Consider the following 26,382-nt stretch of genomic DNA (forward strand, 5'->3'; position numbering starts at 1 on the left):
CTATGCTCAGAGCCGGAATTGTCGGGCTGCCCAATGTCGGAAAATCGACCCTGTTCAATGCAGTGGTCGCCAATGCCAAAGCCCAAGCGGCGAATTTTCCGTTTTGCACGATTGAGCCGAACGTCGGCGTCGTCGCGGTGCCTGATCCCCGGTTGGATGTGCTGGCAAAAATTTCCGAATCGGCAGAGATTATTCCGGCTCGCGTGGAGTTTGTGGACATTGCCGGTCTGGTGGCAGGGGCCAGCAAAGGTGAGGGTCTGGGCAATCAATTTTTAGCCAATATTCGCGAGGTGGATGCGATCGTCCACGTGGTTCGCTGCTTTCAAAACGACGACATTATTCACGTCTCCGGTTCGATTGATCCCGCCCGCGATGCCGAGATCATTAATCTAGAACTGACGCTGTCTGATTTGAGTCAGGTCGAAAAGCGGTTAGACCGCGCCCGCAAACAAGCCAAAAAAGACAAAGACATTCAGGCCGAAGTCGATGTGCTCGACCGGCTGCTGCCCGTGTTGAACGAGGGTAAAACCGCCCGCACCGTTGACTTAACCGCTGAAGAAGAGCTCATCATCAAACCGCTGGGCCTGCTGACCCGCAAGCCGGTCATTTATGCCACCAATGTGAATGAAGATGACTTGGCGACGGGCAATGACTACGTCGAACAGGTGAAAGTGATCGCCGCTGATGAAGGGGCGGAAGTGGTCGTCATTTCTGCCCAAGTGGAATCCGAGCTGGTCGAACTGCCGCCAGAAGACCGCGCGGATTTTCTAGAATCTCTTGGCGTGGAAGAAGGCGGGCTGCAATCCCTGATCCGGGCGACGTATGAACTTCTCGGTCTACAAACCTACTTCACCACTGGCCCCAAGGAAACGCGGGCATGGACAATTCTCGGGGGGATGTCGGCACCGCAAGCTGCGGGCGTGATTCATACCGACTTTGAGCGTGGGTTCATCCGGGCGGAAACGGTTTCCTATCAAGATTTAGTGGATGCCGGTTCGATGAATGGGGTCAAAGAAAAGGGCCAACTGCGTAGTGAAGGCAAAGACTACGTTGTGCAAGAAGGGGACGTGATGCTGTTCCGTTTCAACGTGTAAATGGGATGACCCGGTGGCCAGCCGAAAATCTGAGGAATTGTTGGTGAATACAGCACAGTCGGGAATGGGCTTGATACAATTTGACCCATTCTCCACGACGCCGTGTTCATGAAAGTGCTGGAAAGACTAGAAAAAGCTCCCTATTGGGCGCTGCTCTCGCTGGCGATGAACTGCCTGCTCTTGATGGCCGTGTCACTGACTTGGGAAGGCGATCGCACTGCCAAAGTGCCCACGCCAAAATCTTCTGTGCTGCCCCAGGCGAATGCCTCAGTGGCGACCGAAGCGGCCCCAGAGGCCACGAACGGATTGGTCACTGCGGTGGGCGATCGCGAATATTTCACCTATCAACAATGGGTTGATCTGGTGCGTCAGGAAGCCCAAGCCCATGCTGATGCCTCTCGCTTAACGGTGTTGCTGGGGGATTCGATTTCTCTCTGGTTTCCCCAAGAGCTGCTGCCGGGTCGTCGCACCTGGCTTAATCAGGGCATTTCGGGCGAAAAATCGGACATGTTGTTGCGTCGCTTGGATGCCCTCGATGGCACCCAACCAGACACGATTTTTGTCATGGTGGGCATTAATGATTTGATCGCCCAGGTGCCGGAAAAATCAGTCGCGCAAAATTTGGAACAGTCGGTGCAGTATCTGAAGCAGCAGCACCCAGAGGCCCGCATTATTGTGCAATCAATCTTGCCCCACGGGGCGGAGCGAGCGACTTGGGAGGGTCGTGATCAGCTCTTACAGTTACCGAACGATCGCATTCAAGCCGTCAACACGGCGATCGCCAACATGGCTGACGCTGAAGGGGTTGAATATCTCAATCTTTACCCACTGTTTGCCGACGGTGAGGGAGCGCTGCGGCCCGACTTGACCACTGACGGTCTGCATTTAAGCGATCGCGGATATCTCGTCTGGCGCACGGCGATCGCCCTGATGTTGAACGATGAGCGCGATCGCTAATGCGGCTGGCTAGCGCGCGCGATCGCGCCCAGGACGCAGCTACTGATAATTGCCACCAGCCCAGGCCATCACCGCTATACTGCGACTACCCGTAGACCCCGGAGGGCAGCAATGAGTCCCAACACCAATATGGTTTGTGGATTTTTGGGCGGCACGATTTTGTCGGTTGAGGGTGGCTATCGCGTCTTGCAGCACCCCCGTCCCGAGCGCGTGTTCGATCGCTTCGCCGATGCCCGCTGGTTTCTCGCCGTCAGCTTTTGTGACCATTGCCCCACCCCCGCTGGCATTCTCAACCACGAAGGTCGCCTTTCCTTTCAAAATGAAGCGGCTCTCAGCTTGGGCGAAACGAATTTTCTGCCCCTGGAACACCGCAAAGCGATGTTTGACACTTGTCTCACCCTCAGTCCGGGCGAATCGGCAGCATATGCCCTCGGCTCCAGCCAACTCAATATTTGGGGAATTGAGATTGATTCCCGCTACGGACGAGTCGCGATCGTGCAATCCCAATAGTTCGCGCATAGACCCCGAAAAGTTAGGGAGCCGTAGCTAAATAGAGTACCCGTTTAATCCGGTTTCGACTGCGCTCACCCTGCCAGTATCGAGAGTTGAGCGGAGTCGAAACGCGGTTTATGGGGATCTCTTTTGCGCACAAGCCTCTTAGCGGGGGGATCAGGATGACATAAAATCCCGAAGCGGCGCAGGCTGTTTGCGCAGGCTGTTTAAGTCAGGACATGGGAGGCTAAGAACTGATTGACTGCCTCGGGGGTGGGTTGGGCCGCGATCGCTCCTGGTTGCAGTGTCGTCAGCGCTCCGACTGCACTGGCGTACCGCAGGATGGCCTCAATCTGGTCAGGTGTTTGCCAGCTGCTCCACCCTTGCTGACAAAGCTGATGTAAGCAGCCCGCCAAAAAGGCATCGCCAGCCCCGGTCGTATCGACGTTGGCCACCGCAAAGGCCGGTAGCGAAACCTGATGCTGGTGGGTGGCGCAGGTGCTGCCGTTGCCGCCATCGGTGAGCAGCACCGCTTGCAGGTTAGGGAACTGCTGGCATATGGCAGCGGCAGAGTCGGTATCGAGCAGCCACTGAGCTTCTTCCAGGGAGAGCTTGAGCAAGTCAGCGGTCGGCAAAACCGCGCGGATGGTTTCAGCGGCGATCGCGGTGTCGGGCCAGAACACCGGACGCCAGTTCACATCAATCACGATTTTGGCCCCGGCCTGTTGGGCATGATGCCGCGCTCGTTCCATGGCTCTGGCCGTGGTGGGATAAGCCAGCCCCAGCGTGCCCATTACCAGATAATTCACCCCGGTAAACTTGATGGTGTCAATCCATTCAGCCGTGAGGTAGGCATCGGCGAAGGCGGCGGGATCTGGATGGCTGAAGCCCACGAAGCGGCGATCGCCGGTTTCATCCCGCTCGACTAAGACGATCCGAGTCGGAGCCGTGGCGACGCGCTGTATCTGGCAGTGAACGCCTTGGGCTGCCACCCCCTGAACTAGCCAGTCTCCGAGGTCGTCTTGCCCTAAGCTGCTCACCAGCCGGGTCGGAGTGCCGAGTTTCGCGATCGCACTGGCGACGTTAGCGGGTGCCCCACCGGGATAATCCGTCCACTGGTCATGAGCATTGTGGGAATTTTGGCCCATCTCAAAGAGGCGATCGACCAGGCATTCTCCCAGGCAAATGATGGTTTCTGGCATGGTTGACTCCTCAACTTTGGCATGTAACTTTGATCGCGGGTAACCGTCCCCTGAGCGGAGTCGAAGGGGACATTCTGGTTAGGTTTTGGCTTCGACTTCGCTCAGCCAGCATAGTCTCTGGGACGGTTACGATCGCGGTTTGCAGGTTGGTCAAGCACTGTAACCACCCTGGGTAAACCAGTGGCGCACATACTGTACCGGAATCAAACTGAGTCCAGGCGCGATCGCTCCCTCATGGCCCCCCGACCGAGTCCGGCGATCGCTGGGGTGCTCGTCAGTCGGAAAAAAGCGTGTCAGACTTTCACCAGCGTCTTTTTGCCTGGAAGGAAAAAGGCGATCGCCGTTCGCCCATTGAGAAGCCATCTTGCCGACCCTACCGTTTACAAAACCGCTGGCGGAGTCACTGCACCGTCTGAACCACACCCGTTGGTTGACCCCGGACTTTCCGTTTGCCCCGAAGCGAATGCCGGTGTTTTACGGCTGGGTGATTTTAGGCGCGGCGACCGTTGGCATTCTCATGAGCATTCCCGGTCAGACGGCGGGGGTGAGCGTCTTTACCGATTATCTGCTGGCGGCGACGGGGCTGTCGCGGTTGGCCCTGAGCAACGCTTATTTGATCGGCACCCTGACGAGTGGGCTGCTGTTGCCCTTTGGCGGGGTGTTTATCGATCGCTTTGGGGCGCGACTGGTGGTGGTTGCCGCATCTCTATGGCTGGCGTTGACGCTGGTGTTTTTGAGTGTGAGCGATCGCCTCGCGCAAACCCTCAGCACGTTCTTCTCCCTGGACTCTTCGCAGCCGTTAGCGTTTGGGCTGCTGTGCCTGGGCTTTGTGAGTCTGCGGTTTAGCGGTCAGGGGATGTTGACGATGGTCAGCCGCACCACCTTGGGCAAGTGGTTTGATCGGCGGCGGGGCATGGCGTCAGGAACTTCGGGGATTTTTGTGGCCTTTGGCTTTTCCACTGCGCCGCTGCTGCTGAGCTTTTTTATTGATGGGTTTGGCTGGCGGGGGGCATGGTTAACGTTGGCGGCGCTTGTGGGGGTGGGCATGGGGGCGATCGGCTGGCTGCTGTTTCGCGACAACCCTGAGGAGTGCGGTCTGGTGATGGATGGTGACGCTGTGCCGCCAGTGCCGATGGCGCGATCGCGCCGCTCTACCGATGAGCCACTCGCCGCCGGTGCTCCGCTCCCGGTTCAACGTCACTATGTCACCCCCCGCGATTTTACCCGCCGGGAAGCGCTCCGCACCCTGGCCTTTTGGTCGGTGACGCTGGCGCTGGCGACTCAAGCCCTGACGATTACGGGCATTACCTTTCACATTGTCGATATTGGGGCGGCGGCGGGACTATCGCAAAAGCAGACGGTGGCGCTGTTTTTGCCCATCGGTATTCTCTCTACCGCGACGGGTTATCTTGTCGGCATCCTGTCCGATCGCCTGCGTTTGAAATATCTGTTTATCGCCATGATGGTATGCGAAGCGCTGGGGTTGCTGGGCATGGCTCACCTCGACAGTTTGCCGTGGCGGGTGCTAGCGATCGCGGGCCTGGGCTTCACGGGGGGCTGTTTTGGCACGTTGTCCACCGTGACCATGCCGCGTTATTTTGGGCGACGACATCTGGGGGCGATCGCGGGGGTCAACATGATGACGTTGGTGATTGCCAGCGCGATCGGGCCATCCTTTCTCGCCCTATGCAACGACATTTTTGGCAGCTATCGTCTCGGTCTCTATCTCTGTGCCCTGTTGCCGCTGCTGGTGGTTGGTCTGCTGCTGCCGTCACGTAATCCGCAAATGTGATATCACAACCATCAAGAACGCCGACTTGTTTCTGAACCATCCGCACAGAATTAATTACTCAAACGGCTGCCACTCAAACTCCGGATGGATCTCCTTGAGCTGCTGAAGCTGAGGCTGCAAGGCGTCAGTCGGAACAGCGAGCTTGTCCGCCAGTTCGAGGACGTTGTTAGCAAAGTCGGTGGCAGTGGCAATGTGGGTGCCGAGGGCGATCGCAACCCCTAATAAACCTGCCAATCGAGTTTTTGACCGTGCAGTACTGGGTTTCTGGAACTGCTGAAGATCCTGTCCCAAACCTTCCACGTGTACTTGGACGGCTTCCTTTTCCTCCTCTGGAAATGACTTCGCATACTCACGCAAAGCTTCCAGTTTTTGGAGAATCGTGTCGGCGTCTTGACCATAGTGGTTGTGAATCGTCGCCGTCATGTTGCCGTGATTGACATCGGCTAGATTTCCTAATTGTTCAATTCTGTATTTAGGAGACATGATTGCTTCCTTCAGTAAGTTTTCAAGCGAATCTTTTGAATCTCTCAGTTCTTTGATTTGACCCCGCGCTTCTGCAAGCTGCAACTTCAACTGGGACTCAACATCAGCATTTAATTGTTGTCGAGCATCGCCTGTATATTCACTTGCAACTCCAAAGCGAACGACAAAAACACCGTTACGCTCCTCGACCGATCTCATTGCGATATGGGCTTCTGGATGTCGTTGTCGAACTCTTTGCAGTGAATGAAAGAATTCCTGCCAGTTGATGCCATCGGTGAAAGTGATGTCAATGGTATCGAGCGCTCCTTTCCTCACCTCTATCCATTTCTCAAATTCACCAGGAGCAAAGCTGCTACTAGGATCAACCGGTAGTCGTCCAGTCAATTCCTTTCCCTGAGTATCATAGGTTCGATAAATGTAGTCACACTCAACTCCTTCAAAAATCGTAGAACTGCCAAGTTGCCAATCTCCAATACAAGTTTCAGTAAGGATAGTGTGTTTAAAGTCAGTCCTTAGAATTTGAGCTCCAGCCATATTTGCATTACTGAGATTAGCGTTACTAAGTTTGGCGTCACTTAAATTCGCGTAGCTGAGATTAGCATTGCTTAAGTCAGTACCACTGAGTCGAGCACCACTAAGATTTGCATAACTGAGATCGGCTTGAGTAAGGTCTGTATTTCTTAGATCTGCTAAGCAGAGATTAGTGTTACTCAAATTGGCACCAATAAGACTGGCACCATTGAGATTGGCACCACCAATATCGGAAAAAATTAGATTAGCTTGGTTGAGATTAGCAAAATTGAGTTTAACTAAGTTTAAGTAAGAAAAGCTAAGATTTGCATTGCTAAGATTTGCATAGGCAAAATTTGCTGCACTTAGAATAACTTGGGTAGGACTTTTGTCCCTCCAATCGTTCCAAACTCGACTGCCTTGTTTCAGCAATGCGACCTGTTCCTCATTTGCCATTGCTGTAAAGCCTGTCTGCTTATCTCACAACAAACCATTCGTCTAATAAATTAGCCCGATATTCAGCTTGATGCTACTGTTGCCGACGGTTGAGCCATGTTTGCAAAGACTGTTGGCTTTCTCCGGAGGGTTGACCTAACAGAATGTTTTTGAGGCTGATGTCTTCATCCAAATCGGGCCAGTGGATTCCTTCTTGACCCGCGATGAGTCGCCAATGATTGCGTTCAGCGATCGTGCCCTGCATTAATCGGGGGTACCACGCTACAGGCACTGAGATGATGCGCCCATCGGAAAGCGTGACGGTGAGAAATTCCTCTGAAACCGTAACTTCTAAAATTTGAGGAATGTTTAGCACCTCAACCGTTGAAGAAGTCATCCCAAGCCTCCAATAGTTGCTGTTGATGGTCTGCAATGAGTTTTTGAATGCGGTTGATTTCGATCGCAGCAAAGCCTTTGTTGGATTGTAAGCGAATCGGATTCAGCCAAAACTTTGCTAATCCATTGTCGCGTTCAACGTGAACATGAGGAGGTTCATCGCGATCGCCCGCATAACAAAAGAATCGGTAGGGGCCAACCCTGAGCAAAGTCGGCATGGTGATCAAGCCTTTTAATAACCAGAACTTTGGCCTATCCAACCTTAACTGTCAAGCTAACCCGTAGCCGCCGCCACCAGGGGTTTCGATGATGAGGCAGTCTCCACTGACAACCTCGACCTGATCTTGTCCGGCGAGCAGTATTTCGGAGCCGTCAGCTTTGACCAGGCGATTGCACCCGACTGTGCCCGGTTCACCACCGGCCAGACCGAAGGGGGCGACGGTGCGGTGACTGGAAAGAATGGATGCAGTCATCGGTTCCCGGAATTGCAGACTGCGGCGAATACCGTGACCGCCTCGGTGCTGACCAGTGCCGCCGCTGCCCTGGCGAATCTCGAAGCGATCGACCAGCACGGGATAGCGCCACTCCAGCACTTCGGGATCGGTCAGGCGAGAGTTGGTCATGTGGGTATGCACGGCGTCGGTGCCATCGAAGTCGGGGCCAGCCCCCGAACCGCCGCAGATGGTTTCGTAATACTGGTAGCGGGCATTGCCAAAGGTCAGATTATTCATCGTGCCCTGGGAACCGGCCATGACGCCCAGTGCGCCATACAGCGCATCGACGATCGCCTGCGACACCTCCACATTGCCCGCTACCACCGCCGCTGGGGGCTGCGGGTTCAGCAAAGAGCCGTCAGGAATAATGATGTGGAGCGGTTTCAGACAGCCTGCATTCAGCGGAATGTCGTCGTCTACCAGTGTGCGAAAGACGTACAGTACCGCCGCTTTGCCCACCGCTGCTGGCGCGTTGAAGTTGCTCGATCGCTGTTCTGAAGTGCCCGTGAAATCAATGGTGGCGCTACGGTTTGCCGCATCGATGGTGATCTTGACTTGAATCTGGCTGCCATCATCCAGCGGATAGGTGAATGAACCGGGGGAGAGGCGATCGATCACCCGCCGTACACAGTCTTCGGCGTTGTTCTGCACATGGCCCATGTAGGCTTGCACGGTGTCGAGTCCCTGGTGTTCGGTCATGCGGCGCAGTTCCTCGACTCCTTTCACGTTGGCGGCGATTTGGGCCTGTAAATCCGCGATGTTTTGATCCACATTGCGGGCTGGATAGGGCGCATGGGTGAGCAGCGATCGCACTTCAGACTCTCGAAATTCGCCGCGATCGACGAGCAGAAAGTTGTCGATGAGCACGCCTTCTTCTGCCAGGGTGCGGCTTTGGGGGGGCATGGAGCCGGGGGTGATGCCGCCGATGTCGGCGTGGTGGCCGCGCGAGGCGACGTAGAAGTGGGGAGTGGGAGGGTGGGGGAGTGGCTGGGTGGCTGGGGGATGGGGTGATGGGGTAGATGAGGAGGGTGGGGTGGGTGAAGTGGATGGGGTCGGTGGGATGGGTGAGGGGTCTTCTGCCTTCTGCCTTCTGCCTTCTGCCTTGAGAAAGACGGGGGTGATGACGGTGACGTCGGGCAAATGGGTGCCGCCGTTGTAGGGGTTATTGAGGGCGTAGACATCGCCGGGGCGGAGGGTATGGCCTTGGGCGCGGATGAGGCTCTGGACGCTTTCTCCCATGGAACCCAGATGAACGGGAATGTGGGGGGCGTTGGCGACGAGCTGGCCGTCGGCGTCAAAGATGGCGCAGGAGAAATCTAGCCGTTCTTTGATGTTGACGGAGGTGCTGGTGTTTTGCAGGGTGACGCCCATTTCTTCGGCGATCGCGCGGAAGAGGTTGTTGAAGATTTCGAGACGGACGGGGTCGGGGGTGGGGGAGTGTGAGGGTGGTTGGGTGGTTGGGTGGCTGGGTGGCTGGGTGGATGGGTCTTGTAGGGGCGAGGCATTCGGGAGATCACGAGATGGTTTTTCCGATATATTTTGGCCCGAATGCCTCGCCCCTACGTCGGGATTCACAGGAGGACGATGCCGCAAAACCAGTGCGCCCAGGTCGGTGAGGGTGGCGTGCCAGTGGGGGGCGATCGCGTTGGTGCCGGTGGCTTCGATGATGAGGGCGGGGCCGGGCAGGGTGTCGCCGGGGCAGAGGTCGTCGCGGTGGTAGATGGGGGTGTCGTGCCAGCGATCGCCCAGGTAAACCGGCACGGTCGCTTTGGGTAGGAGCGGGGTTGCTCGCTGACGGGTGAGGCGGGGTTCGGCGGGTACGTCGGTTTGGCCCACGACCTCGACGGAAACGCTGTCCACAATCAGGGCTTTGTCGGGCTGGGCGAAGCCGTAGCGCTGGCGGTGCAGGTCGGCAAAGGCGGTCGCCATTTTGGGCTGGGTGCCGTAGGGGACGATCAGCGGCGCATCGGTGCCCACATATTTCAGATGAACGCGGGGCAATACTTCCACACCATCCTGGGCAGCGAGGGGGGCGGCGTCACCATCGACGGGGATGCCTTGCTGCGCCAGTTCTTCCAATCCCGACCGGGCGAGTTCGGTGAGGACGGTTTCGAGTTCGGTGAGGGTGGCGGGCTGGAGGGGGAGTTCCAGCGATCGCTCTCGCAGGGCGCGAATGTCCGCTAGTCCCATGCCGTAGGCCGACAGCACCCCGGCGTAAGGATGGATGAAAATTTCGCTCATGCCCAGGGCGGCGGCGATTTGGCAAGCGTGTTGCCCCCCCGCGCCGCCGAAGCAGCAGAGGGTGTACTCCGCCACGTCGTAGCCCCGCTGCACCGAGATTTTCTTGATAGCGTTGGCCATTTTTTCGACGGCGATCGCGAGAAATCCGGCGGCGACGGCGGCGGCCGATCGCTTGTCCCCGGTGGCCTGGTGAATGCGATCGGCCAGTGCCGTGAACTGCGCTTTCACCCCCTCGGCATCCAGGGGTAAATCCCCATTCGGCCCAAACACCTGGGGAAAAAAGTCCGGTTGCAGCTTACCCAGCATCACGTTGCAGTCGGTCACTGCCAGCGGTCCGCCGTTGCGGTAGCAGGCTGGCCCCGGATACGCCCCAGCGGAATCTGGCCCCACCCGATAGCGACTGCCGTCAAAGTGCAGCACCGAACCGCCCCCTGCCGCGACGGTGTGAATTGCCATCATTGGCGATCGCAGCCGCACCCCGGCGACTTCGGTTTCAAAGGTGCGCTCGTACTCGCCGTTGAAGTGGGAGACATCGGTGGACGTGCCGCCCATATCGAAGCCGATGATGTTGTGAAATCCCGCTCGCAGGCTGGTTTGCACTGCGCCAACAATGCCCCCCGCCGGCCCGGAGAGAATGCTGTCCTTGCCCTGGAACAGCGCCGCGTCGGTGAGGCCGCCGTTGGACTGCATGAACATGAGGCGGGTGGGGGAGTGGGGGAGTGATGGGGTGGGTGGGGTGGGTGAGGTTGGTGGAGTGGAGGAGTGGTGGGGTGGTGGGGTAGTTGGGTGGCTGGGTGAAGGAGAGTTTTGAGTTTTGAGTTTTGAGTTTTGAGTTAACGCACTGGCGATGCGATCGACGTAGCGGCGCAGGATGGGGGAGAGGTAAGCATCGACGACGGTGGTGTCGCCTCGGCTGATGAGTTTCATCAGGGGGCTGACGGTGTGGGAGACGGAGATTTGGGGGAAGCCGACTTGGCGGGCGAGTTCAGCCACACGCTGTTCGTGGGTGGGGTAGCGGTAGCCGTGCATGAGGACGATCGCGCAGGCGCGGATGCCGTCGTCGTAGGCTTGTTGAAGTTGCTGGGTGAGGACTGGTTCGGCTTGGGGGGTGAGGGGTTGCAGAATTTCGCCGTGGGCATCGATGCGTTCGGGGACGCCGATGACGCGCTCGTAGAGCATTTCGGGCAGTTCGATGTGGCGGGCGAAGATGTCGGGGCGGTTTTGGTAGCCAATGCGGAGGGCATCTTGAAAGCCGTCGGTGATGACGAGGAGGGTGCGATCGCCTTTGCGTTCCAACAGGGCATTGGTGGCGACGGTGGTGCCCATTTTCAGCGCGGCAATGTCTTCAGCGGGAATGGGATCGTCCGTCGCCAGGCCCATCAGGTCGCGGATGCCCTGGAGGGGGGCGTCGGGGTAGCGATCGGGGTTCTCTGACAGCAGCTTGTGGACGACGAGTTGCCTATCCGGTCGCCGCGCCACGATATCGGTAAAGGTGCCACCGCGATCGACCCAAAATTGCCACCGTGCCATATCTCCGAACCCCAGAATCCAATACCGTCAGTGTGATCATTATTGGTCAATTTCCGGGAAGCCGGGGCGAATTATAATTTAGCGAAGGGAGAACAAGCGTAATTAGCGTGTACTGTGGTGAGCGAATTACTAATTGCTGTCTATGAAGAAAAACCCCAACAAGCTAAAGATTATGTTTAGGGATATCCACAAGTCATGGGGTAATTTTAAGCGATGGCAAAAACTCCTGATAGGAGTTGGTTTAGGTTTAGTCATAGCTACAGCCATCAGCATTCCTTTTTCAGAAGGCGTACGACAATGTCTGTTTTCTACAGACATTGATCAATGTGTATTCTGGAATAAGTCTGCCTGGGAATGGTTAGAACTTCTAGGGGTTCCCTTGTCATTGCTTGGCTTAGGTACATACCTACAGTGGTGGCAGCAACAAAAAGCGAAAGAAGATACAGCTATTCGGCAAAGGAAAGAGGATGCTGAAGCAAGAGAAGAAGCTCTTCAGGTTTATATTGACCGAATCTCGAAGTTGCTTTTGGAAGCGAATATCTTTCACTTAGCTTTTATTGCCAATGATCCTCAAGGCGAGGAAATGCTTACCGAAGCTGACAGGGTTACTTTGTATACAAGCATTGATGTCATCAAAGCTAGAACGCTTTCCATTTTGCGACAATTTAGCAATGACCCTGCCCGGCAGAATGCAGTTTTTAGATTTCTACTTGATGTAGAGCTTCTTAAAAGAACAAAACTTCCATTACGAGAATTTGATTTCAGTCAAATCGATTTATCCAATACCATTAGTTTGACAGGTATAAATTTGTCTTTCACTAATCTCAAAGGAAAAACGATCAGAGATTCATGGCTATGCGACACAGATTTTATTTGGGCAGATTTAAGTGATGCCAAATTGATATATTGCAAGCTTAATAGAGCTAACTTTCAAGGTGCAGTTCTCCGGAAATCTTATTTCTTTGGAACTGAAATGAATCAGACAAACTTAGAAGGTGCAATTCTTAGTCAAGCTGTTATAAAGTGCTGCGGCTTCACTAATGCATGTCTGAGAAATGCTTTTTTGAACGGCGCGGACTTAACTGGCAGCTACTTTACGAAAGCTGACCTGACAATGGCGAATTTGAGTCAAAGTGACTTGACTGATGCTGACTTTAGAGGCTCAATTCTGAGAGGTGCCAACTTAAGAGAAGCCAATCTGTTATATGCAAAGCTCGATGATGCAGACTTGACAGACGCAGACCTTTCAAATGCAATATTGCCTGAAGATTTTTCATAGAAGATTGTTGAAGCTAGAGTCCATGGCCGTTGAAGCTTACTTGGGGTGGGAGCCACGCCAGGAACTGCGGTATGAATTGGTGAATGGCAGCGTCTACGCGATGACTGGGGGCACGGTGCCCCACAACGACATTGCAATTAACCTGCTCACAGCACTGCGGCCTCATGTTCGCGCTCAAGGATGCCGCGTCAATATCGCCGATGTCAAAGTCCAGGTGACGCCCTCGAAGTATCGCTATCCCGATCTGGTGGTGAGCTGTGACGATCGCGGCCAAACTGCCGTCAAAGCGATTCAGTTTCCCAAGCTGGTTGTGGAAGTGTTGTCGGCGGGGACAGAAGCCCGCGATCGCGGCGAGAAGTTCCAGGAATATCGCACCATGCCGAGCTTAGAAGAATATGTGCTGATCAGTTCCACCCAAGTCAATGTTGAGATTTATCGTCGAGGGGAGGGGCGATTATGGCTTTATACCGCTTACCAAAGCTCCGATATGCTCCCGTTAGAGAGTCTCAGTTTTGAGTTGCCGATCGCCCTCGTCTACGAAGGCGTGGTCTTTGACAACGAAGATTCAGTTTAGCGGAGTTCCTGAGCCTAATGTATTCCTCCGTAGTCAATCAATCGCCGGAAGCGGGCACCGAACAACGGGTGCTGCTGCATGGTGTTGAGTGGACACAGTACACGGCACTGCTAGAAACGCTGGGGAACAACTTTCCAACCCTGCGCCTGAGCTACCTGGAGGGGACACTCGAAATTATGACCAACTCTCCAGAACACGAAGATCTGAAAAAGATGATCGGGATGTTGGTCGAAGCCTATCTGCAAGAAACGCGAACTCGCTTCCATGCGGGCGGTTCCACGACGTTTCGCCAGGCGGCCAAACAGCGGGGCTTGGAGCCGGATGAGTGCTACTGTTTGGGCGCGAAAAAAGAGTTTCCTGATCTCGCGATCGAGGTCGTCATTACCAGTGGATTGTTAAACAAACTGGAGATCTACCGAGGCTTAGGCGTTGCTGAAGTCTGGCAGTGGCAAGCTGGTGAGTTCTCGATTTATCGCCTCAGCTCCGAGGGTTACGAGCCAGTGGAAACCACCGAACTGTTGCCCGATTTAGATTTGGCCCTGCTCGCAACTTATGTACAACCAGACAACCAATTTGATGCGGTGATGAATTTTCGGGATGCCATTCGACGATCGTAGGGGCGAGGCATTCTCGAATTAACGTTTCACATAATCCAGGCGACTACTACGAGAATGCCTCGCCCCTGCCGGAGGTGGACATGGGTACCGAATGTAGAACTGCCCCGATCGCTCCTGCCACCCAAGCAACGGTCAGCCCCAACTCTGAGTCAATTCGCTGTCAGGCGCAGATTCCGTCAGCTCCGAGTCTCTATAGTCCGACTCGGTCAAGCTCTTGTTGCAGAGCGGAGAGACGCTTATGGTGCGATCGCAGGTGTTCCACATACTCGCCAAAGCCGTCTTGACGATCAACGGCGGCAAAGAGGGGCCGCGCCGCCAAGAGATACTTAGCGGCTCGCTGGTAATTGTCCCGGCCCCGGCGCTCAATCGCCGCTGAGATCAATTCTTGGTAAAGGGCGATCGCGGTGCCTGGTCGCGCCGGGCCGACGGCTTGCGCCACCCGTTCTATATGGGGCGAACGATGCCAGCCGGTAAGCTGTTGCAGATTATATAAGGCCATCTCCCAATCTTCTTCCCACAGGGCAATGTCGATGAGATGTGCGGAGCGGTTTTGGGTTTCTAAGTGGGTTAACAATGACTGCCGCAGAGCATCCCATTGCCCCAGCGGGGCAGCTTTGGCCTGCAGGTCTTGGTAGCCCGCCAGCGTAAAGCGAGTTTGCAATAGCTCGGCCTGGGCTGCAATAAATTGCTCCGGCGAGCCGTGGTTTTGGTAAAACTTGGCTAACCAGTCCTGGTAGTCGTAGCTTCGAGCCTCGGTTTGGGCAAAGTCTTGTACTAATTTCAAGGCTCTATCGGGTGCCCCCGCCGTCACCAACGCATCAGCAAACTGAATGACTAGGCCGGGTAGCTCAGCGAAGTTTGCCTGCGCGATCGCCACGGCGGCCTCAAAATCGCCCTGGTTGAGATGCAAATAGGCTTGTTGTTCGGGCGTGCCCAACTCCAAAATCGTGGCTGTGGCCTGCTGCTGATCGCCTTGCCACTCGGCTCTGGCGGTCAAGAGTTTGACCAGATAGCTCTGGGTCCAGTTGCCAGAGCGACTTGGGGGCAGTTTCGCAAGTTCTTCGTGAATGCGGGGTTCTAGCCATTCCCAGTCGGTGGCGGTGGTGTGATGGGTTAGGGTTTCGCTAGCGGGATAGCCATAATCAATGCCGCCGAACTCCAGATCCTTTAATACGGCGTCAAATACCGTTGCCAGCCAGCGTTGCCGACGGTTGCGATCGAGCCCCTTGGCGTTAACTAAAGAGTCTTGCAACCCCGCCGACATATCTTGAATGACGCAGGCTACTTCACCGTTGTAGTCAATTTCAAATACGCTGAAGTCGTAGCGCTCGTTGGCGATCGCCAACAGCAGTTGATACACCTCCCCTGCGTGCTGCCAGTCGCCACTTTGCCCTAACCGCTCGCCGTGGTCGGTCAGTGCCTCTAGCCCTGCCGCCATGGCGTGCATTTCCTCACCCTGAAAAATGCGTTCCGCCTGACGACGATATTTTGCCAGGTCTGGGGCTGTGCCCCGGTCTGGTGACTGCGGCGCATCCACAATGGTCATCAAATCGGGATGACGCTGCACCATCGCCTCAATCATGGCGAGCAGGTCGTCGCGACTGCGATCGCTTAATAATTCCGGCAAGGGCTGAATGGTTTGAAAACTCTCGGGAGTGTGAACGTAGCTCAGCAGCAACGCCACCTGATGCTTACAAATGCCGCCCCAATCGTAAGGACAGGTGCAGCTTGACGCCTCCACCCCCTCGGTTCCCAAGGTGGCTTGAGTGCGATAACTATGGGTGCCCAGGCAGTCGGCCGAAATTTGCTGACCTTGAAGCGTCGGCTGGGCGATCGCGCCATTGCGAAAATATCGTCGCCCCTTTTGCCAACTTTGTTCGGTCGCTAACGTTTTTACCTGGGCTTCAGTGAGGGGAGGTAAAGATGCCGCCATGGATATTTTGAGGTGAACCGACTACTCTGATCACCATAGAGTAGCAACAATTCCCATGGGCAAGAAAAAGGGCAAAGCACCGGAGCAAATTGGGCACCTACCGCCACAGCATGATTTTTTTCTTAATCCTCATCAGGATGCTCGCTTCACCTGCTGTCCTAAATGTGATGCCAAAACGAAACTGCGAAAGAAGCCGCTGTTGATTGTCATCAAGCCCGCTCAAGCGATCAGCTTAAATAAGACCTGTCGCTACTGCCCAGCTTGTGATCTGCTGATCGTCCACCAAGACGAACTCGACCAGCTGTTGGAGTCTGCTTGTCGGCAGCTCTACCCTCATCTGGTGGGCAATGACTATTTTGTCTTTGGCACGATTGATCGCAAATCTTGGCGCGAAGGCCATCACAGCTCTTCCTCAGACGAATTGTTAGCGACGCTGCATGACTTCAAGCGGCATCTGGAGTTTGAACCGGCTCGTTACGTCTGGGTCGCCGAGGAAGATGACTAAGGCGAGGGCCTTCCCTGCACAGACCGCTCAACGCTCATGAAACCCGATCGCATCTAAATCCGCTGGTGCCCAGTGGCGATAGTAGCCAGTGTCGCGGAGGGGTTGGGTGACCTGATGCAAAAAGGGGGTGGATTGAATCGAGAGGTGGGGATAGGGCGATCGCCGCGTACCTGCCCAATGGCCAAGTGCGTTGCCTAGTTTGGGTGGGCCTGCTGGTAAATCAGTTTTTGCACACTGGTCAGGGCGCGATTCAGTTCTGGGCCTTTGTAGTCAGGATTCTTGAGATACGCGGCCTGCTCTTGTTCGAGCATCAGCACATCTTGGTCCACTAGACCCGCGAGCAATCCTTGCGCCGCGTTGAAGAGGCGGTTTTTAACAAAGCGACGAAAGGCCATGGGCAATTTATGGAGTCGATGGAATCGTTGCAGCGACGTGAAATGAATCAGGTAGGCGCGGGTGTGGGTGGGGCTAACCGGGCAAAAGAGGCAGCAAATTTTGAAATCTTGCCCCAGGGTAGAGACCCAGTGGGGATAGACATAGCTGACGCGCAACTCTTCGGGATGGAGCTGACGCAGGGCCGGAATGAAGAGCTGGGAGACCGACCAAATTTTGTCGATGCGGTAATAGCTTTGGGCGTTGTAGAGCACATCCACCCGTTGGTCAGTGGCTTCCAGGTGGGCCAGGACGGGGTTGGCCCAAGCTTGCAGGTCGTCGTGCAAGCGCCCGTGGTACATGTCCATCAGGTTTTCGATCAGGAAGGAGTAGTGCGACTCCACATCAATGAGGGTGACGCTGGCGATGTAGTTGATGTGATCCCACTCGGGCAGGCCCATGGGTTGGATGTGCTTGCTGGTGAGCCGATCGCGATCGCCGGGAAACAGCCACACAAACCCATCTAAATCTTGCACGGGATAGGTTTTTAGCTGGCAGCTCGGCAGCTTTTGATTTTCGGCGAGGTACGGCACATGGGTGCAGCCCCCAGCGGCATCAAACCGCCAGCCGTGGTAGATACATTCCAGTTCACCCTGGGCGACTTCCCCTTCACTCAATTTGACCTGACGATGGGGGCAGCGATCTTCCAGGGCTTGAATGTGGCCCTTGGCGTCGCGATACAGCACGATCGCCTCGCCCCACAGCGTCACGCCCACGGGTTTATTGGTGACTTCAGCTGAGCGGGCCACCACGTACCAGTGATTGGGATTGAGGCCGAGCGATCGCACATCTTGGCGACCGCCAGCAGCAACAGTCAGATCAGCACCAGATGGCGAGGGCAAAGCGACCATGGGGAATGGGACTCCTCAGAAGGGGGATGACGGGGATAGTCAACGGTTGTGGAAAATTTTAGCAGCTTGGTTTTGACATGCGTGTATTGGGTTCACCCAGTTCCCACCTTATTCCCACCCGGCAGCGGTATTGTCCATTGTTAGCCCGGCTGGGAAATATTTGGCAAACTTGCGAACAGACGGACTGTCCCTGAAATTCCACGAATTTTGGGGCTGGGGGTCTGAGAGACCCCAATACCACCGCCAATGTTGCTCACTGCTGATGGTGCCAGCGATCGCAGTTTGGGGAGAGGGAGACGGTTGGCGTAGCCGGCCCAGAAGGTTGGGGTGAGGCAGACTAACGAGAGGCCACATGGCTCAGTCCGAGAACTCGGATACTTCAAGATTGTGCGCTGACGATGCTCATTGGGAGCCGTAAGGGCATGGCGCTTAAATGACATTCCCAACATTACGACGCTTTCTGTCGGGGTTAGGCATTGCCAAACCCCTACGATCGGGGACGTTATTTTTAAGCAGCTCCCTCACCTGCCAAGTCGCGTAACTGGCTGTCCGGCTGCGATTGTCGACCTGTCACCGACGATTCGGTTCAGGGTCGGTTGGCCGCTGCCGTTTGAAAGGCGGCACAGTATTCCTGATAGCCGCCCGGAAAGACGACGTTCAGCGTGAGGGGATCGACCTGGTCAGCGGGATCCCCCGGCCCGGCAGTCACGACGGGCTGCCCATGATGCGGCTCGACCGTGAGCGGGCGGCGATTCTTCAGTTCGCCACCACTGCTATCTACGTAGGTCACCACATTGCCAACACCTAGCGATCGCCCAATATCTTGTACCAGGTGTAAAAAGTTGCGATCGCTGCCGCCCCGCTTGGCGACAGGTTGGCCTGCCTCCTCCATGACTTTGCTGGTGACCGTATCTCCGACCCCGACCATCAGCGGCATCAACGCCGGATCAAACTTGTCTTGCACCAGTTCAATCAACGCCTGGTGATCATGGGGGGCGACCCGCACGCTGAAATCCTGGCCCAAAGGATACTGCCCAGTACGCTGGGCGTAATAGCGATTGAGCAATGCCAAGACACCCGCCTCCTTGATCGCGCCCCGCAGCATGAACTGAAAATCAGTCGTCCCCGACTCCTCTCCCTGGCTCAGCCAAATCACCTCTTGCCCCTGCTCATCGCGCCCATGGTTAGGCGCATAGTGAACAAAGAATGCATCCTCCAACCCCTGGGCCGCCGCTTCTGCTAGCAGGGTGTCCATGAGTGCTTGCATCGCTTTTTGCAAGGCAAGATAGGTCGTGTGGTCACCCGCCAAAGCGCTGTGAAAGGTATTGAGGTTAGCCGTCGGCGATGCCACATTCTCCAGCGCCGAAGACTGAATGCAGCGCTCAACGGTGCCTGCGTCCAACGGCAGGGCATGGGTCTGCACAAATTCCCGCAAACAGCGGCGAATGCGATCGGGCACTTGCTGCAAGAAGGCTAACTCGGCCTCACTAACACCGGGATGTGAGAGGTCTCCCTGTCGGGTCTGCCATTGCACGCCCCCAGCGGCCAATCCGGGCAAATATCGACCCGCCTGTTGCACCCTTGCAGCATCACCAAAAGCCCGCTCAATGATGCCGTTGACGCCCCGCTCGCCCATGTGTTCGCCATTGGTCAGCACAAAGAAATGGCCGTCAAACGCCTGCGTCGCCGTCACATACTCCGTCGCAATGTGTCGATCAAGGGGATCTTTGACCAATCCCATACAAACGCCATCTAAATCTTGGATGATCAGCAGATTCTCGGTCTGACTGAGCAGCTGCACGAAGCGATCGTGTTCGAGGGAATAGGTTTGCTGATGCAAGGGCAAATCGGTGGCAGAGGTCATGATTGATGTTGGGTTGGCTTCTGACCCAGCCTATCAAGGATGCTGTCCCTGAGGGCTCCGCCGGGGGATTGATGCCGATGGCAGGTGTCCCGATGGGCAGGTGTCCCGATGGAATACTGCAATCACGACCCGTCGTGATCCCTAAACCGAACCCATAACGTTAGCCAGAATGTTTACATTAGAAGAACGAGACGTGTACTAAGAAGACGTCACGGAGGATCGCAAAATGCGTTATCTAACTCGCCGTTATCACATCCAAGTCATTCAGCCCCAGAACCGTGAGCCGGCGGTGCAAGGCTGGGAAGAAGTCAACTGGAATGGCCAGCGTCACGTCCGCTATTTCAACGCTGATGAATCTTGGCCTAACGCTGAATGGTTTGAAGATTTTTGGGGCTGTTCGCAGCCCTTACCCGACTTTGACTGGGGCAACGAGTGGGGCAACGCTGCTGGAATAGACGCACACTCACCCTGTTCTGCTCCTCGCCGCATTCAGGTCATTACAGATAATGACGATTCCGCAGGCGCCGCGCGTCAGGGTTGGCAGCGATCGCGGCAAGTACTACAACAGGCCACGCACAAAGTAGCTCAGGTGGCTCGTAATATTCCGGCAGCTTGGCAGGCCGCCGGTCGAGAACTCAACCGCTAACCACTGCTGGATCAAGCCTCCCACTGGAAGATCCCCTAGATCAAAATTTAGAGAGCGACACTCCACAGTCGCAGTCAGGCGATGGAGTGCCGCTCTCAAGAGAATTTTCGGCAATAGATAGTTATTTCTGCTTGCAGCGGTCAGTTGCAAGTTTTGACAGCACTGCTGATCACTCGTTGTCAGAGTCGCGGAGCTGCTGGGCCGCGATCGCTCGGCCATCGTCAGTTTCCAGGGTGTTACGGCGCTTAGCCAGAGAGTCCAACATCTGCTGCCGGACGGCTGAAGCCCAAGTATCAAAATCGCGGGAAGGTGTTTTAAAAGCCTGCATAATTCAAAAGTATGGTTAACAACTGTTTTAATCTCAAATGAAGCTTTAAAGCCTCACTCTTAGCGTTCCACAAATCCCAACCCAAAATAAATAGAAAGATAGAAATTTTTACGCTTTTCCTCGCATTATTTTTCTCACATTGATTGTGGCGCGATCCCTCTCGCGACGCCAATCAAAACAGCAGCGACAGACGCTGGGGCACATCACCCCCGGCACGACTGAAAATCACCCCAAAGCCCTATAGAGTAAGAGCTTTGCGATATTGTCTATGCGCCAGAGAGCCCCCCTGATAAACGCACAGGTCATCAACCTCTAACAAAAGATCGACTAAATCTTGGCGTTCTTCTTATTAGCCTGAGCATGTTTAGACTGCACTAGGAAAATCGCTGAATAAGTCTGACATAGCGAACAAAGCCTGGTAATCAAAGTCGGTTGTGTGGTGCGATCCGACCTGTTTTACTGGCTGAATATTGAGATATAAATTTATTTTTTCAAGGATTGCTGACAACGCATTCAGTCAGAGTCAGAAGCTTGGCTGTCGCGACGCCCCAACTCATAAACGCCACTGCCCACGGCGCAGAGTAACCCCAAGCTAACTGACCAACTGCCGCCCAAGCCCCAAATCACGCCATAGTGGATGACTGTGCCCAAGGCAACGAAGGGCAAGACGCTGAACATTGAGGCCCAGAAAGCATTTTGTGATTCCCGCCCAGTGCGCGTTTTTTCAAACTCTTCTTCTGAGAGGTAGAGCGATCGCTCAGCAAAGTTGAACCAGCGGGTGAGTTGTAGCGTCACCCAGTCGCTCACAGGCGAAAAGGCCAAATACAAAGATAGCGCCCACAGCGTGGCCCCTGAGACTGCCGATGGATCAACCGAAAAAGAAAAGGGGAAGAGTTCTGTAAACATGAGTGGTGAACAAACTGATAACGCGATGACAAAAAGTGGGTCGATCAAAAGGCAGGGGGCTGACGGTGAAACGGTCATGGCTGATTCCTGGCCACCGTCCTTGATGGAAGCCACCGCCAACTTTGAGTGAGAGGCATGGGCTCAGGGGCAGCGGCGATGACGTCGCCTACCGACATTTCTGTAAAGTAACGTTTAACAGGAGTAAAGGGCAAAACCGATTGAGGTGAATCTCGGGACGATGCTGACTGACAACCCTATGCGGGAAAATGGGTTCGCCCCCCGAGCAAAAATCAGACTGACAACGGCTATGGATGAGTGGTGCATTTGAACTAAAATGTAGGCGACTCCATCCTTCCAGAAAACGATAAAATTTAGTTTCCTGCGATCGCGATCGCTACCCCCATGACAGAAACTGTTCAGCAACTTACTTTATTTGCTTTGAGTGACCATCAATCCCCTTTGCCGGAATATCAGGTGCGCGAAAGTCAGCGGGCGCGTCATGTTTCTCTCAAGATTTCCTTTCAGGGCACATTAGAGGTGGTGGTGCCGCCCGGGTTTAATGAAACCGAAATTCCCAGCATTTTAGAGCGGCGGCGCGGGTGGATTACGAAAACCCTGAAGCGCATTGAGACGCAGCGGGCGACGTTGCCCGCTGCCCATAGCGTGGAAAAACCGACGGCATTGGAGCTGCGATCGCTAAATAATGAAGTCTGGAACGTGGTGTACAAGGCAACCCGTGACTCGACGGTGGCGCTGACCCAGAGCAATCCCCAAGAGTTGACCCTGCGTGGCCCCGTCGAAGATGCGATCGCCTGCCGCGAATTGTTGCGTAATTGGCTGCAGCGCAAAGCCCGAGTCGAGTTGGCACCCCGGTTGCAGCAGTTGAGCCAGCGGTGTGACCTGGCCTATAGCCGCATGGCCGTGCGCGGGCAGAGCACTCGCTGGGGCAGTTGCTCGTCCAAGCAGTCGATTAGTCTCAATTACAAACTGCTGTTTTTGCCGCCGCCGCTAGTGGACTATGTGCTGATTCACGAGCTGTGTCATACCGTGCATATGAATCACTCCAAGGCGTTCTGGCAATTGGTGCGGCAATATTATCCTGAGCTAGATCAAGCCAAGACCGACCTCAAGAAAGGTTGGCACTATGTCCCTAGCTGGGTCGATGCCTGATTTCTTTTGGACGCCCCATAGCGGTTATCACTGGGATGGATCAGCCAGACGGTTCTTTGAAGGGTGGTATGTCCGGCTGACTTTACCGGAGTGCGGGGAATCGTTTGCGTTCATGTACTCCATCGACGACCCCGCCGGGCAGTCGGCGCTGAGTGGTGGGGCAGCGCAAATTTTAGGCCCTAGCGAGCAGTATCACGTGGCTTGGCTGCCCGATGTGCGTGGGTTTTGGGCTTGGCCTCATCGCTTGGGCGTGGGGCATGGGCAACGGATAGCGGGGGCCGGGCAGCGGGGGGGCTATCTGCCGCCAGCCGCGTTTTGGCAGCAGGTCAAGCAAGGCTACCAACTGACGGCGACCCAACATCAGGGATGTCTGGTGGATGACGTGACGGGGGCGATCGCCCGTTGGCAATACGAAATCGAGCCCGTGTATGGCTGGGGAGCGCCGGATCAACCGCCACGGGCAACGGCGGGGTGGCTATCCTATTTGCCGATTTTTGAGCCCGGTTGGCAGGTGCTGATGGCCCACGGGCGCGCCACGGGCTGGGTGGAATGGCAAGGGCATCGTTATGAATTTGAGCAAGCCCCCACCTACCTGGAAAAAAATTGGGGCGGGGCTTTTCCGCAGCGTTGGTTTTGGATTCAAGCAAATGCGTTCGCGGCGATCCCTGATCTGACAATCACGGCAGTCGGGGGCAAGCGTCAGGTTTTAGGTCGAGAGGAAACCGTGGGTTTAGTGGGACTGCACTGGGCTGGTAAGTTCATTGCGCTGACCTCGCTTCAGGCCGCTGTCACTTGGCAAGTAGCACCCTGGGGCAGTTGGCAAATGACGATCGCCGATCACCGCTACCGGATAGTGTTGCGAGGGCAGTCCAAGTGCCCTCCCGCGCAGGTGAGAGTGCCCACCCGAGCAGGCTTACGCTTTGAGTGCTGGGACACGACACAGGGCCAATTAACCGTGTCAGTGTGGGAGCGATCTCCGCGATCACCCCTTCGCCAAACGCTCTTGCTTGAGGCAGAGACTCATCTGGCCGCCCTTGAAGTCGGTGGTCAGGGCTGGCAAGAGCCCTGGCAATTTGCCAAAGGCTTGATTTAATTAAACTCCCCAGGCTGGATTCGAACCAGCGACCAATCGATTAACAGTCGACCGCTCTACCACTGAGCTACTGAGGATCGCGAATGCTATATTAGCGAGATTTCGTCACCTTTGGCAACTGCTTCCGAGAAATTTGCGCGATTTTTCTCAAAAACAGCCCGTCAAGACCCGACGTTGGGGCGTTGCTCTAACTGGTTGCGGAGCGCCCGTAAGCGATCGTGCACTGCTGGCTTGAGGGTGGTGCTAAACCGCTTGGGAGTCTTGCCCGCCCGGCTGCGATGGTTGTTGCGTCCCTGCTGCACGGCGGCGCGCAAATCTTGGGCGAGGCGCTGGGCCGACATCCACTCGGCCCCGTAGCCCGTGACGGTGTGGCGATGGGCTTGGTCAGAGGTCGCCACAATCAAGCGCAGGTTGAAATACTGCACATCCTTGCGCAGTTCCGCACACCATTTTTCGATACAGCTATCGGCGGTTTGGCCGTAGTCGGTGTAGTGAATTAAGACATCATTAGTGATTGGCTCCTGCCAACTCGGCTGTCGTTGCTCGTAAGCATCGAAGACAATCCGGGTTCGGAACCCTTGGTACGCGCTGTAATTTGTGAGTTCTTCAACCAACTGGTCGCGCGCGGCAGCCAGGGTCTCGCGATCGCGCAGACGTGACAATTGAGGCCAAGCGCCGATGATGTTGTAACCATCTACTAATAGCAGTGGCTGAGGAACTGAAGATTTCATGGCTCTAAGGCATAAAAATGAAATTATTAATACTTTCGTAATCTCAAGCTAACTTATTTTTCGGAAATTATCTGTTGCGCCTGCGACCAAGCCCGCAGCTCTCTGGTTAGCAGTCACCTTAGTCGCTGGCGGCTAAGATCTGGCGCAAGCTGGCGGGCTCGCCTTCCCGCACGACATGTCCGCCGCGCAGGAGGACGGCGCGATCGCAGTAATCCAATTCCACTAAACGGTGGGTCACCCAAAGGGCGGTCAAATGTCGTTCTTTTACCAGGGTTTGCACCAGCTTGACCAGCTCAATCTGACTGTCGGGATCGAGCAAAGCTGTCGGTTCGTCGAGCAGTAACACTTCACAATGGCGGGCGATCGCCCCCGCGATCGCGACCCGCTGCTTTTGCCCCCCACTCAGGGCATAGATAGGCCGCCGGGCTAAATGCGCCAGGTTCACCGCCGCCAGGGCTTCCGAAACTCGACTGCGCACCGTCGGCAACGGTAGGTTTTCGGCTACCAGGCCAAACGCGACGTCCGCCCCGACCGTCGGCATCACCAGCTGATGATCGGGGTTTTGAAAGACATACCCAAAGGTGCCATGAATGCTGACCTGCCCCTGCTGGGGATCCAGCAACCCCGTCAATAGCTTGAGCAAGGTCGATTTGCCACTGCCGTTATCCCCCAGCAACATGCAAAATTCGCCCGGCGGCACAGCGAGAGAACACCGCTCCAAGACGCGGGCGGTCGGCGTCCAGGCAAACGAAACATCGTCAACCTGAATGGCGGGTGGGAGATCGGCGGTACCAGTGTGATCAGTCATAGTTACGGGATTGTGGCCAGGGCTGGACAGGGGCGATCGCGTTATTTCGCCTCGTCTGGCACCAGTGAGAAAAAGCCGGGGGGACGACCGGAAGCCGATGTGGTGCCCGATTTTTCGTATAGCTGGACGGCGGCAATCTCGCTCGCCAAAATGCTGATGTGTTTGTTCGTGACTTGGTCGCAGGTGAGTTCCAGGACGACGGGGTTGCCACTGGTGAGTGCCTCAGTCACTTTTTTATAGTCGGCTTGGGCCGCTTCCAGCGTTTCTTTTTGGATCATGAGGGGCAGCGGCGACTGCTTCAAATTGAGTTCGAGCGTGTGCATGAATAAATCAGTTAACGAGGTACTTGCCCAGTATCTCAGAGAAGTTCTCTCCGATGCAGCGGGTATTGTCCACACTCGGCCCAAAAAGTCGGTGGCGATCGCAAATTTTGGGGACGACTGTTCGGGGTAAGATTTCGGGGCAGCGCACCAGGGCTTAACACCATGACGACTCCTCTCGTTGGCATCATTATGGGCAGCGACTCCGATTTGCCGACCATGCAAGCGGCGATCGCGGTGTGCGAAGACTTTGCCGTGCCCCACGAGGTGGCGATTGTCTCAGCCCATCGCACCCCCCAGCGGATGGTGGACTATGCCCAGCAGGCGGATGAGCGCGGTCTGCAAGTGATTATTGCCGGGGCGGGGGGCGCGGCGCATTTGCCCGGCATGGTCGCGGCGTTGACCCCGCTGCCCGTGATTGGGGTTCCGGTGAAAACCAGCACCCTCAGCGGGGTGGACTCGTTATATTCCATCGTGCAAATGCCGGGGGGCATTCCGGTGGCGACGGTCGCCATTGGCAATGCCAAAAATGCCGGGCTGCTGGCGGTGCAAATACTCGCCACGACTCGTCCCGCCCTGCGGCAACAAGTGAAAGATTATCGTCAAGCTCTATCGGCCCAGGTCATGGCGAAACAAGAACGCCTGGAGGCGGTGGGTTATCGGGAATATCTGGCGGCGGGCGATCGCTAACCGGCCCAT

At 55.7% G+C, this 26,382-nt stretch carries 27 protein-coding genes and 1 tRNA gene; 13 read left to right on the plus strand and 15 right to left on the minus strand.

Features of this window, described 5'->3' with window-relative positions; translation table 11 throughout:
* Nucleotides 1-2: 2 nt before the first annotated feature.
* The 3 genes from ychF (at nucleotide 3) to JUK32_RS25045 (ending at nucleotide 2,561) form a co-directional block, all read left to right on the plus strand.
* Nucleotides 3-1,094 carry a redox-regulated ATPase YchF gene (gene ychF / locus JUK32_RS25035; protein WP_204141603.1) on the plus strand — a complete coding sequence of 364 codons (1,092 nt, stop codon included), beginning with the start codon at nucleotides 3-5 and terminating at the stop codon, nucleotides 1,092-1,094.
* A gap of 108 nt (nucleotides 1,095-1,202) precedes the next feature.
* The gene (locus tag JUK32_RS25040; RefSeq protein WP_239113085.1) at nucleotides 1,203-2,051 is read left to right on the plus strand and encodes a GDSL-type esterase/lipase family protein; all 849 of its coding nucleotides are present in this window, start codon (nucleotides 1,203-1,205) and stop codon (nucleotides 2,049-2,051) included.
* Between the two features lie 111 nt (nucleotides 2,052-2,162).
* Nucleotides 2,163-2,561, plus strand: a complete 399-nt coding sequence (locus tag JUK32_RS25045; protein WP_204141604.1) for a hypothetical protein — start codon at nucleotides 2,163-2,165, stop codon at nucleotides 2,559-2,561.
* Between the two features lie 209 nt (nucleotides 2,562-2,770).
* Here the strand turns inward: JUK32_RS25045 and JUK32_RS25050 are convergent, their stop codons facing one another.
* Both JUK32_RS25050 and JUK32_RS25055 read right to left on the minus strand, forming a co-directional pair.
* The gene (locus tag JUK32_RS25050) at nucleotides 2,771-3,745 is read right to left on the minus strand and encodes a carbohydrate kinase (RefSeq protein WP_204141605.1); all 975 of its coding nucleotides are present in this window, start codon (nucleotides 3,743-3,745) and stop codon (nucleotides 2,771-2,773) included.
* Nucleotides 3,746-3,895: 150 nt separating this feature from the next.
* The gene (locus JUK32_RS25055) at nucleotides 3,896-4,108 is read right to left on the minus strand and encodes a hypothetical protein (protein ID WP_204141606.1); all 213 of its coding nucleotides are present in this window, start codon (nucleotides 4,106-4,108) and stop codon (nucleotides 3,896-3,898) included.
* Nucleotide 4,109: 1 nt separating this feature from the next.
* Here JUK32_RS25055 and JUK32_RS25060 point away from each other — a divergent pair, with 1 nt between their 5' ends.
* A complete protein-coding gene (locus JUK32_RS25060) occupies nucleotides 4,110-5,537 on the plus strand; it encodes an MFS transporter (RefSeq protein WP_239113061.1) in 1,428 nt (475 codons plus the stop codon).
* A 54-nt stretch (nucleotides 5,538-5,591) separates the two neighbouring features.
* Here the strand turns inward: JUK32_RS25060 and JUK32_RS25065 are convergent, their stop codons facing one another.
* From JUK32_RS25065 to JUK32_RS25080, 4 genes are all read right to left on the minus strand, one after another.
* On the minus strand, nucleotides 5,592-6,986 hold the full coding sequence (locus tag JUK32_RS25065; protein WP_204141607.1) for a pentapeptide repeat-containing protein: 1,395 nt from the start codon (nucleotides 6,984-6,986) through the stop codon (nucleotides 5,592-5,594).
* Nucleotides 6,987-7,059: 73 nt separating this feature from the next.
* Nucleotides 7,060-7,362 carry a DUF2442 domain-containing protein gene (locus tag JUK32_RS25070; RefSeq protein WP_204141608.1) on the minus strand — a complete coding sequence of 101 codons (303 nt, stop codon included), beginning with the start codon at nucleotides 7,360-7,362 and terminating at the stop codon, nucleotides 7,060-7,062.
* Nucleotides 7,343-7,579, minus strand: a complete 237-nt coding sequence (locus JUK32_RS25075) for a DUF4160 domain-containing protein (RefSeq protein WP_204141609.1) — start codon at nucleotides 7,577-7,579, stop codon at nucleotides 7,343-7,345. The genes JUK32_RS25070 and JUK32_RS25075 overlap by 20 nt, the downstream gene beginning before the upstream one ends.
* A 51-nt stretch (nucleotides 7,580-7,630) precedes the next feature.
* Nucleotides 7,631-11,626, minus strand: a complete 3,996-nt coding sequence (locus tag JUK32_RS25080; RefSeq protein ID WP_204141610.1) for a hydantoinase B/oxoprolinase family protein — start codon at nucleotides 11,624-11,626, stop codon at nucleotides 7,631-7,633.
* 142 nt (nucleotides 11,627-11,768) lie between these two features.
* Between JUK32_RS25080 and JUK32_RS25085 the strand changes: the two genes are divergently transcribed.
* The 3 genes from JUK32_RS25085 to JUK32_RS25095 are packed head-to-tail and all read left to right on the plus strand — an operon-like array spanning nucleotide 11,769 to nucleotide 14,096.
* Complete coding sequence (locus tag JUK32_RS25085) at nucleotides 11,769-12,905, plus strand: pentapeptide repeat-containing protein (RefSeq protein ID WP_204141611.1); 1,137 nt, start codon at nucleotides 11,769-11,771, stop codon at nucleotides 12,903-12,905.
* A 22-nt stretch (nucleotides 12,906-12,927) separates the two neighbouring features.
* Nucleotides 12,928-13,479 carry a Uma2 family endonuclease gene (locus JUK32_RS25090; RefSeq protein WP_239113062.1) on the plus strand — a complete coding sequence of 184 codons (552 nt, stop codon included), beginning with the start codon at nucleotides 12,928-12,930 and terminating at the stop codon, nucleotides 13,477-13,479.
* A 17-nt stretch (nucleotides 13,480-13,496) separates the two neighbouring features.
* Nucleotides 13,497-14,096 (plus strand): Uma2 family endonuclease, encoded by a 600-nt coding sequence (locus JUK32_RS25095; protein WP_204141613.1) that lies wholly within the window; start codon nucleotides 13,497-13,499, stop codon nucleotides 14,094-14,096.
* A 190-nt stretch (nucleotides 14,097-14,286) separates the two neighbouring features.
* Here JUK32_RS25095 and JUK32_RS25100 read toward each other — a convergent pair whose 3' ends face one another.
* Nucleotides 14,287-16,029, minus strand: a complete 1,743-nt coding sequence (locus tag JUK32_RS25100) for an SWIM zinc finger domain-containing protein (RefSeq protein ID WP_204141614.1) — start codon at nucleotides 16,027-16,029, stop codon at nucleotides 14,287-14,289.
* A 55-nt stretch (nucleotides 16,030-16,084) separates the two neighbouring features.
* On the opposite strand from JUK32_RS25100, the gene JUK32_RS25105 reads away from it, so the two are divergent.
* Nucleotides 16,085-16,534: a hypothetical protein gene (locus JUK32_RS25105; protein WP_204141615.1), complete on the plus strand. Its 450-nt coding sequence runs from the start codon at nucleotides 16,085-16,087 to the stop codon at nucleotides 16,532-16,534.
* A gap of 194 nt (nucleotides 16,535-16,728) precedes the next feature.
* Here JUK32_RS25105 and JUK32_RS25110 read toward each other — a convergent pair whose 3' ends face one another.
* Complete coding sequence (locus JUK32_RS25110; RefSeq protein ID WP_204141616.1) at nucleotides 16,729-17,817, minus strand: aromatic ring-hydroxylating dioxygenase subunit alpha; 1,089 nt, start codon at nucleotides 17,815-17,817, stop codon at nucleotides 16,729-16,731.
* Between the two features lie 586 nt (nucleotides 17,818-18,403).
* Nucleotides 18,404-19,663: a glucosylglycerol 3-phosphatase gene (gene stpA / locus JUK32_RS25115; RefSeq protein WP_204141703.1), complete on the minus strand. Its 1,260-nt coding sequence runs from the start codon at nucleotides 19,661-19,663 to the stop codon at nucleotides 18,404-18,406.
* Between the two features lie 244 nt (nucleotides 19,664-19,907).
* On the opposite strand from stpA, the gene JUK32_RS25120 reads away from it, so the two are divergent.
* Entirely contained in the window at nucleotides 19,908-20,327 is a 420-nt protein-coding gene (locus JUK32_RS25120; protein WP_204141617.1) for a hypothetical protein, read from the plus strand.
* 169 nt (nucleotides 20,328-20,496) lie between these two features.
* Here the strand turns inward: JUK32_RS25120 and JUK32_RS25125 are convergent, their stop codons facing one another.
* Nucleotides 20,497-20,655, minus strand: a complete 159-nt coding sequence (locus JUK32_RS25125) for a hypothetical protein (RefSeq protein ID WP_204141618.1) — start codon at nucleotides 20,653-20,655, stop codon at nucleotides 20,497-20,499.
* A gap of 513 nt (nucleotides 20,656-21,168) precedes the next feature.
* Complete coding sequence (locus JUK32_RS25130) at nucleotides 21,169-21,561, minus strand: hypothetical protein (protein ID WP_204141619.1); 393 nt, start codon at nucleotides 21,559-21,561, stop codon at nucleotides 21,169-21,171.
* A 402-nt stretch (nucleotides 21,562-21,963) separates the two neighbouring features.
* On the opposite strand from JUK32_RS25130, the gene JUK32_RS25135 reads away from it, so the two are divergent.
* Nucleotides 21,964-22,731, plus strand: a complete 768-nt coding sequence (locus tag JUK32_RS25135; protein WP_204141620.1) for a M48 family metallopeptidase — start codon at nucleotides 21,964-21,966, stop codon at nucleotides 22,729-22,731.
* Nucleotides 22,706-23,824, plus strand: a complete 1,119-nt coding sequence (locus tag JUK32_RS25140; protein ID WP_239113064.1) for a tocopherol cyclase family protein — start codon at nucleotides 22,706-22,708, stop codon at nucleotides 23,822-23,824. Before JUK32_RS25135 ends, JUK32_RS25140 begins: the two co-directional genes overlap by 26 nt.
* 5 nt (nucleotides 23,825-23,829) lie before the next feature.
* On the opposite strand, the gene JUK32_RS25145 is transcribed toward JUK32_RS25140, so the two are convergent.
* The 4 genes from JUK32_RS25145 to JUK32_RS25160 form a co-directional block, all read right to left on the minus strand.
* Nucleotides 23,830-23,901: transfer RNA gene (locus JUK32_RS25145), tRNA-Asn, on the minus strand.
* An 84-nt stretch (nucleotides 23,902-23,985) separates the two neighbouring features.
* Nucleotides 23,986-24,555, minus strand: coding sequence for an NYN domain-containing protein (locus JUK32_RS25150; RefSeq protein ID WP_204141621.1), 570 nt, complete (start codon nucleotides 24,553-24,555; stop codon nucleotides 23,986-23,988).
* 118 nt (nucleotides 24,556-24,673) lie between these two features.
* A complete protein-coding gene (locus tag JUK32_RS25155; RefSeq protein ID WP_204141622.1) occupies nucleotides 24,674-25,363 on the minus strand; it encodes an energy-coupling factor ABC transporter ATP-binding protein in 690 nt (229 codons plus the stop codon).
* Between the two features lie 41 nt (nucleotides 25,364-25,404).
* The gene (locus JUK32_RS25160; protein WP_204141623.1) at nucleotides 25,405-25,686 is read right to left on the minus strand and encodes a hypothetical protein; all 282 of its coding nucleotides are present in this window, start codon (nucleotides 25,684-25,686) and stop codon (nucleotides 25,405-25,407) included.
* On the opposite strand from JUK32_RS25160, the gene JUK32_RS28165 reads away from it, so the two are divergent.
* Nucleotides 25,685-25,816 carry a hypothetical protein gene (locus JUK32_RS28165; protein ID WP_255538381.1) on the plus strand — a complete coding sequence of 44 codons (132 nt, stop codon included), beginning with the start codon at nucleotides 25,685-25,687 and terminating at the stop codon, nucleotides 25,814-25,816. The genes JUK32_RS25160 and JUK32_RS28165 overlap by 2 nt on opposite strands.
* A gap of 32 nt (nucleotides 25,817-25,848) precedes the next feature.
* Complete coding sequence (gene purE / locus JUK32_RS25165) at nucleotides 25,849-26,373, plus strand: 5-(carboxyamino)imidazole ribonucleotide mutase (protein ID WP_204141624.1); 525 nt, start codon at nucleotides 25,849-25,851, stop codon at nucleotides 26,371-26,373.
* The last annotated feature ends 9 nt before the right edge of the window (nucleotides 26,374-26,382 follow it).

The sequence above is a fragment of the Halomicronema sp. CCY15110 genome, from assembly GCF_016888165.1.
Taxonomy (GTDB): domain Bacteria; phylum Cyanobacteriota; class Cyanobacteriia; order Phormidesmidales; family Phormidesmidaceae; genus Halomicronema.

Excerpts from the sequence above, each read along its gene's own strand:
- ychF (WP_204141603.1), top strand. The coding sequence starts at position 3 with ATGCTCAGAGCCGGAATTGTCGGGCTGCCCAATGTCGGAAAATCGACC.
- JUK32_RS25040 (WP_239113085.1), top strand. The coding sequence starts at position 1,203 with ATGAAAGTGCTGGAAAGACTAGAAAAAGCTCCCTATTGGGCGCTGCTC.
- JUK32_RS25045 (WP_204141604.1), top strand. The coding sequence starts at position 2,163 with ATGAGTCCCAACACCAATATGGTTTGTGGATTTTTGGGCGGCACGATT.
- JUK32_RS25050 (WP_204141605.1), bottom strand. The coding sequence starts at position 3,745 with ATGCCAGAAACCATCATTTGCCTGGGAGAATGCCTGGTCGATCGCCTC.
- JUK32_RS25055 (WP_204141606.1), bottom strand. The coding sequence starts at position 4,108 with ATGGCTTCTCAATGGGCGAACGGCGATCGCCTTTTTCCTTCCAGGCAA.
- JUK32_RS25065 (WP_204141607.1), bottom strand. The coding sequence starts at position 6,986 with ATGGCAAATGAGGAACAGGTCGCATTGCTGAAACAAGGCAGTCGAGTT.
- JUK32_RS25070 (WP_204141608.1), bottom strand. The coding sequence starts at position 7,362 with ATGACTTCTTCAACGGTTGAGGTGCTAAACATTCCTCAAATTTTAGAA.
- JUK32_RS25075 (WP_204141609.1), bottom strand. The coding sequence starts at position 7,579 with ATGCCGACTTTGCTCAGGGTTGGCCCCTACCGATTCTTTTGTTATGCG.
- JUK32_RS25080 (WP_204141610.1), bottom strand. The coding sequence starts at position 11,626 with ATGGCACGGTGGCAATTTTGGGTCGATCGCGGTGGCACCTTTACCGAT.
- JUK32_RS25085 (WP_204141611.1), top strand. The coding sequence starts at position 11,769 with ATGAAGAAAAACCCCAACAAGCTAAAGATTATGTTTAGGGATATCCAC.
- JUK32_RS25090 (WP_239113062.1), top strand. The coding sequence starts at position 12,928 with ATGGCCGTTGAAGCTTACTTGGGGTGGGAGCCACGCCAGGAACTGCGG.
- JUK32_RS25095 (WP_204141613.1), top strand. The coding sequence starts at position 13,497 with ATGTATTCCTCCGTAGTCAATCAATCGCCGGAAGCGGGCACCGAACAA.
- JUK32_RS25100 (WP_204141614.1), bottom strand. The coding sequence starts at position 16,029 with ATGGCGGCATCTTTACCTCCCCTCACTGAAGCCCAGGTAAAAACGTTA.
- JUK32_RS25105 (WP_204141615.1), top strand. The coding sequence starts at position 16,085 with ATGGGCAAGAAAAAGGGCAAAGCACCGGAGCAAATTGGGCACCTACCG.
- JUK32_RS25110 (WP_204141616.1), bottom strand. The coding sequence starts at position 17,817 with ATGGTCGCTTTGCCCTCGCCATCTGGTGCTGATCTGACTGTTGCTGCT.
- JUK32_RS25120 (WP_204141617.1), top strand. The coding sequence starts at position 19,908 with ATGCGTTATCTAACTCGCCGTTATCACATCCAAGTCATTCAGCCCCAG.
- JUK32_RS25125 (WP_204141618.1), bottom strand. The coding sequence starts at position 20,655 with ATGCAGGCTTTTAAAACACCTTCCCGCGATTTTGATACTTGGGCTTCA.
- JUK32_RS25130 (WP_204141619.1), bottom strand. The coding sequence starts at position 21,561 with ATGTTTACAGAACTCTTCCCCTTTTCTTTTTCGGTTGATCCATCGGCA.
- JUK32_RS25135 (WP_204141620.1), top strand. The coding sequence starts at position 21,964 with ATGACAGAAACTGTTCAGCAACTTACTTTATTTGCTTTGAGTGACCAT.
- JUK32_RS25140 (WP_239113064.1), top strand. The coding sequence starts at position 22,706 with ATGTCCCTAGCTGGGTCGATGCCTGATTTCTTTTGGACGCCCCATAGC.
- JUK32_RS25150 (WP_204141621.1), bottom strand. The coding sequence starts at position 24,555 with ATGAAATCTTCAGTTCCTCAGCCACTGCTATTAGTAGATGGTTACAAC.
- JUK32_RS25155 (WP_204141622.1), bottom strand. The coding sequence starts at position 25,363 with ATGACTGATCACACTGGTACCGCCGATCTCCCACCCGCCATTCAGGTT.
- JUK32_RS28165 (WP_255538381.1), top strand. The coding sequence starts at position 25,685 with ATGAATAAATCAGTTAACGAGGTACTTGCCCAGTATCTCAGAGAAGTT.
- JUK32_RS25160 (WP_204141623.1), bottom strand. The coding sequence starts at position 25,686 with ATGCACACGCTCGAACTCAATTTGAAGCAGTCGCCGCTGCCCCTCATG.
- purE (WP_204141624.1), top strand. The coding sequence starts at position 25,849 with ATGACGACTCCTCTCGTTGGCATCATTATGGGCAGCGACTCCGATTTG.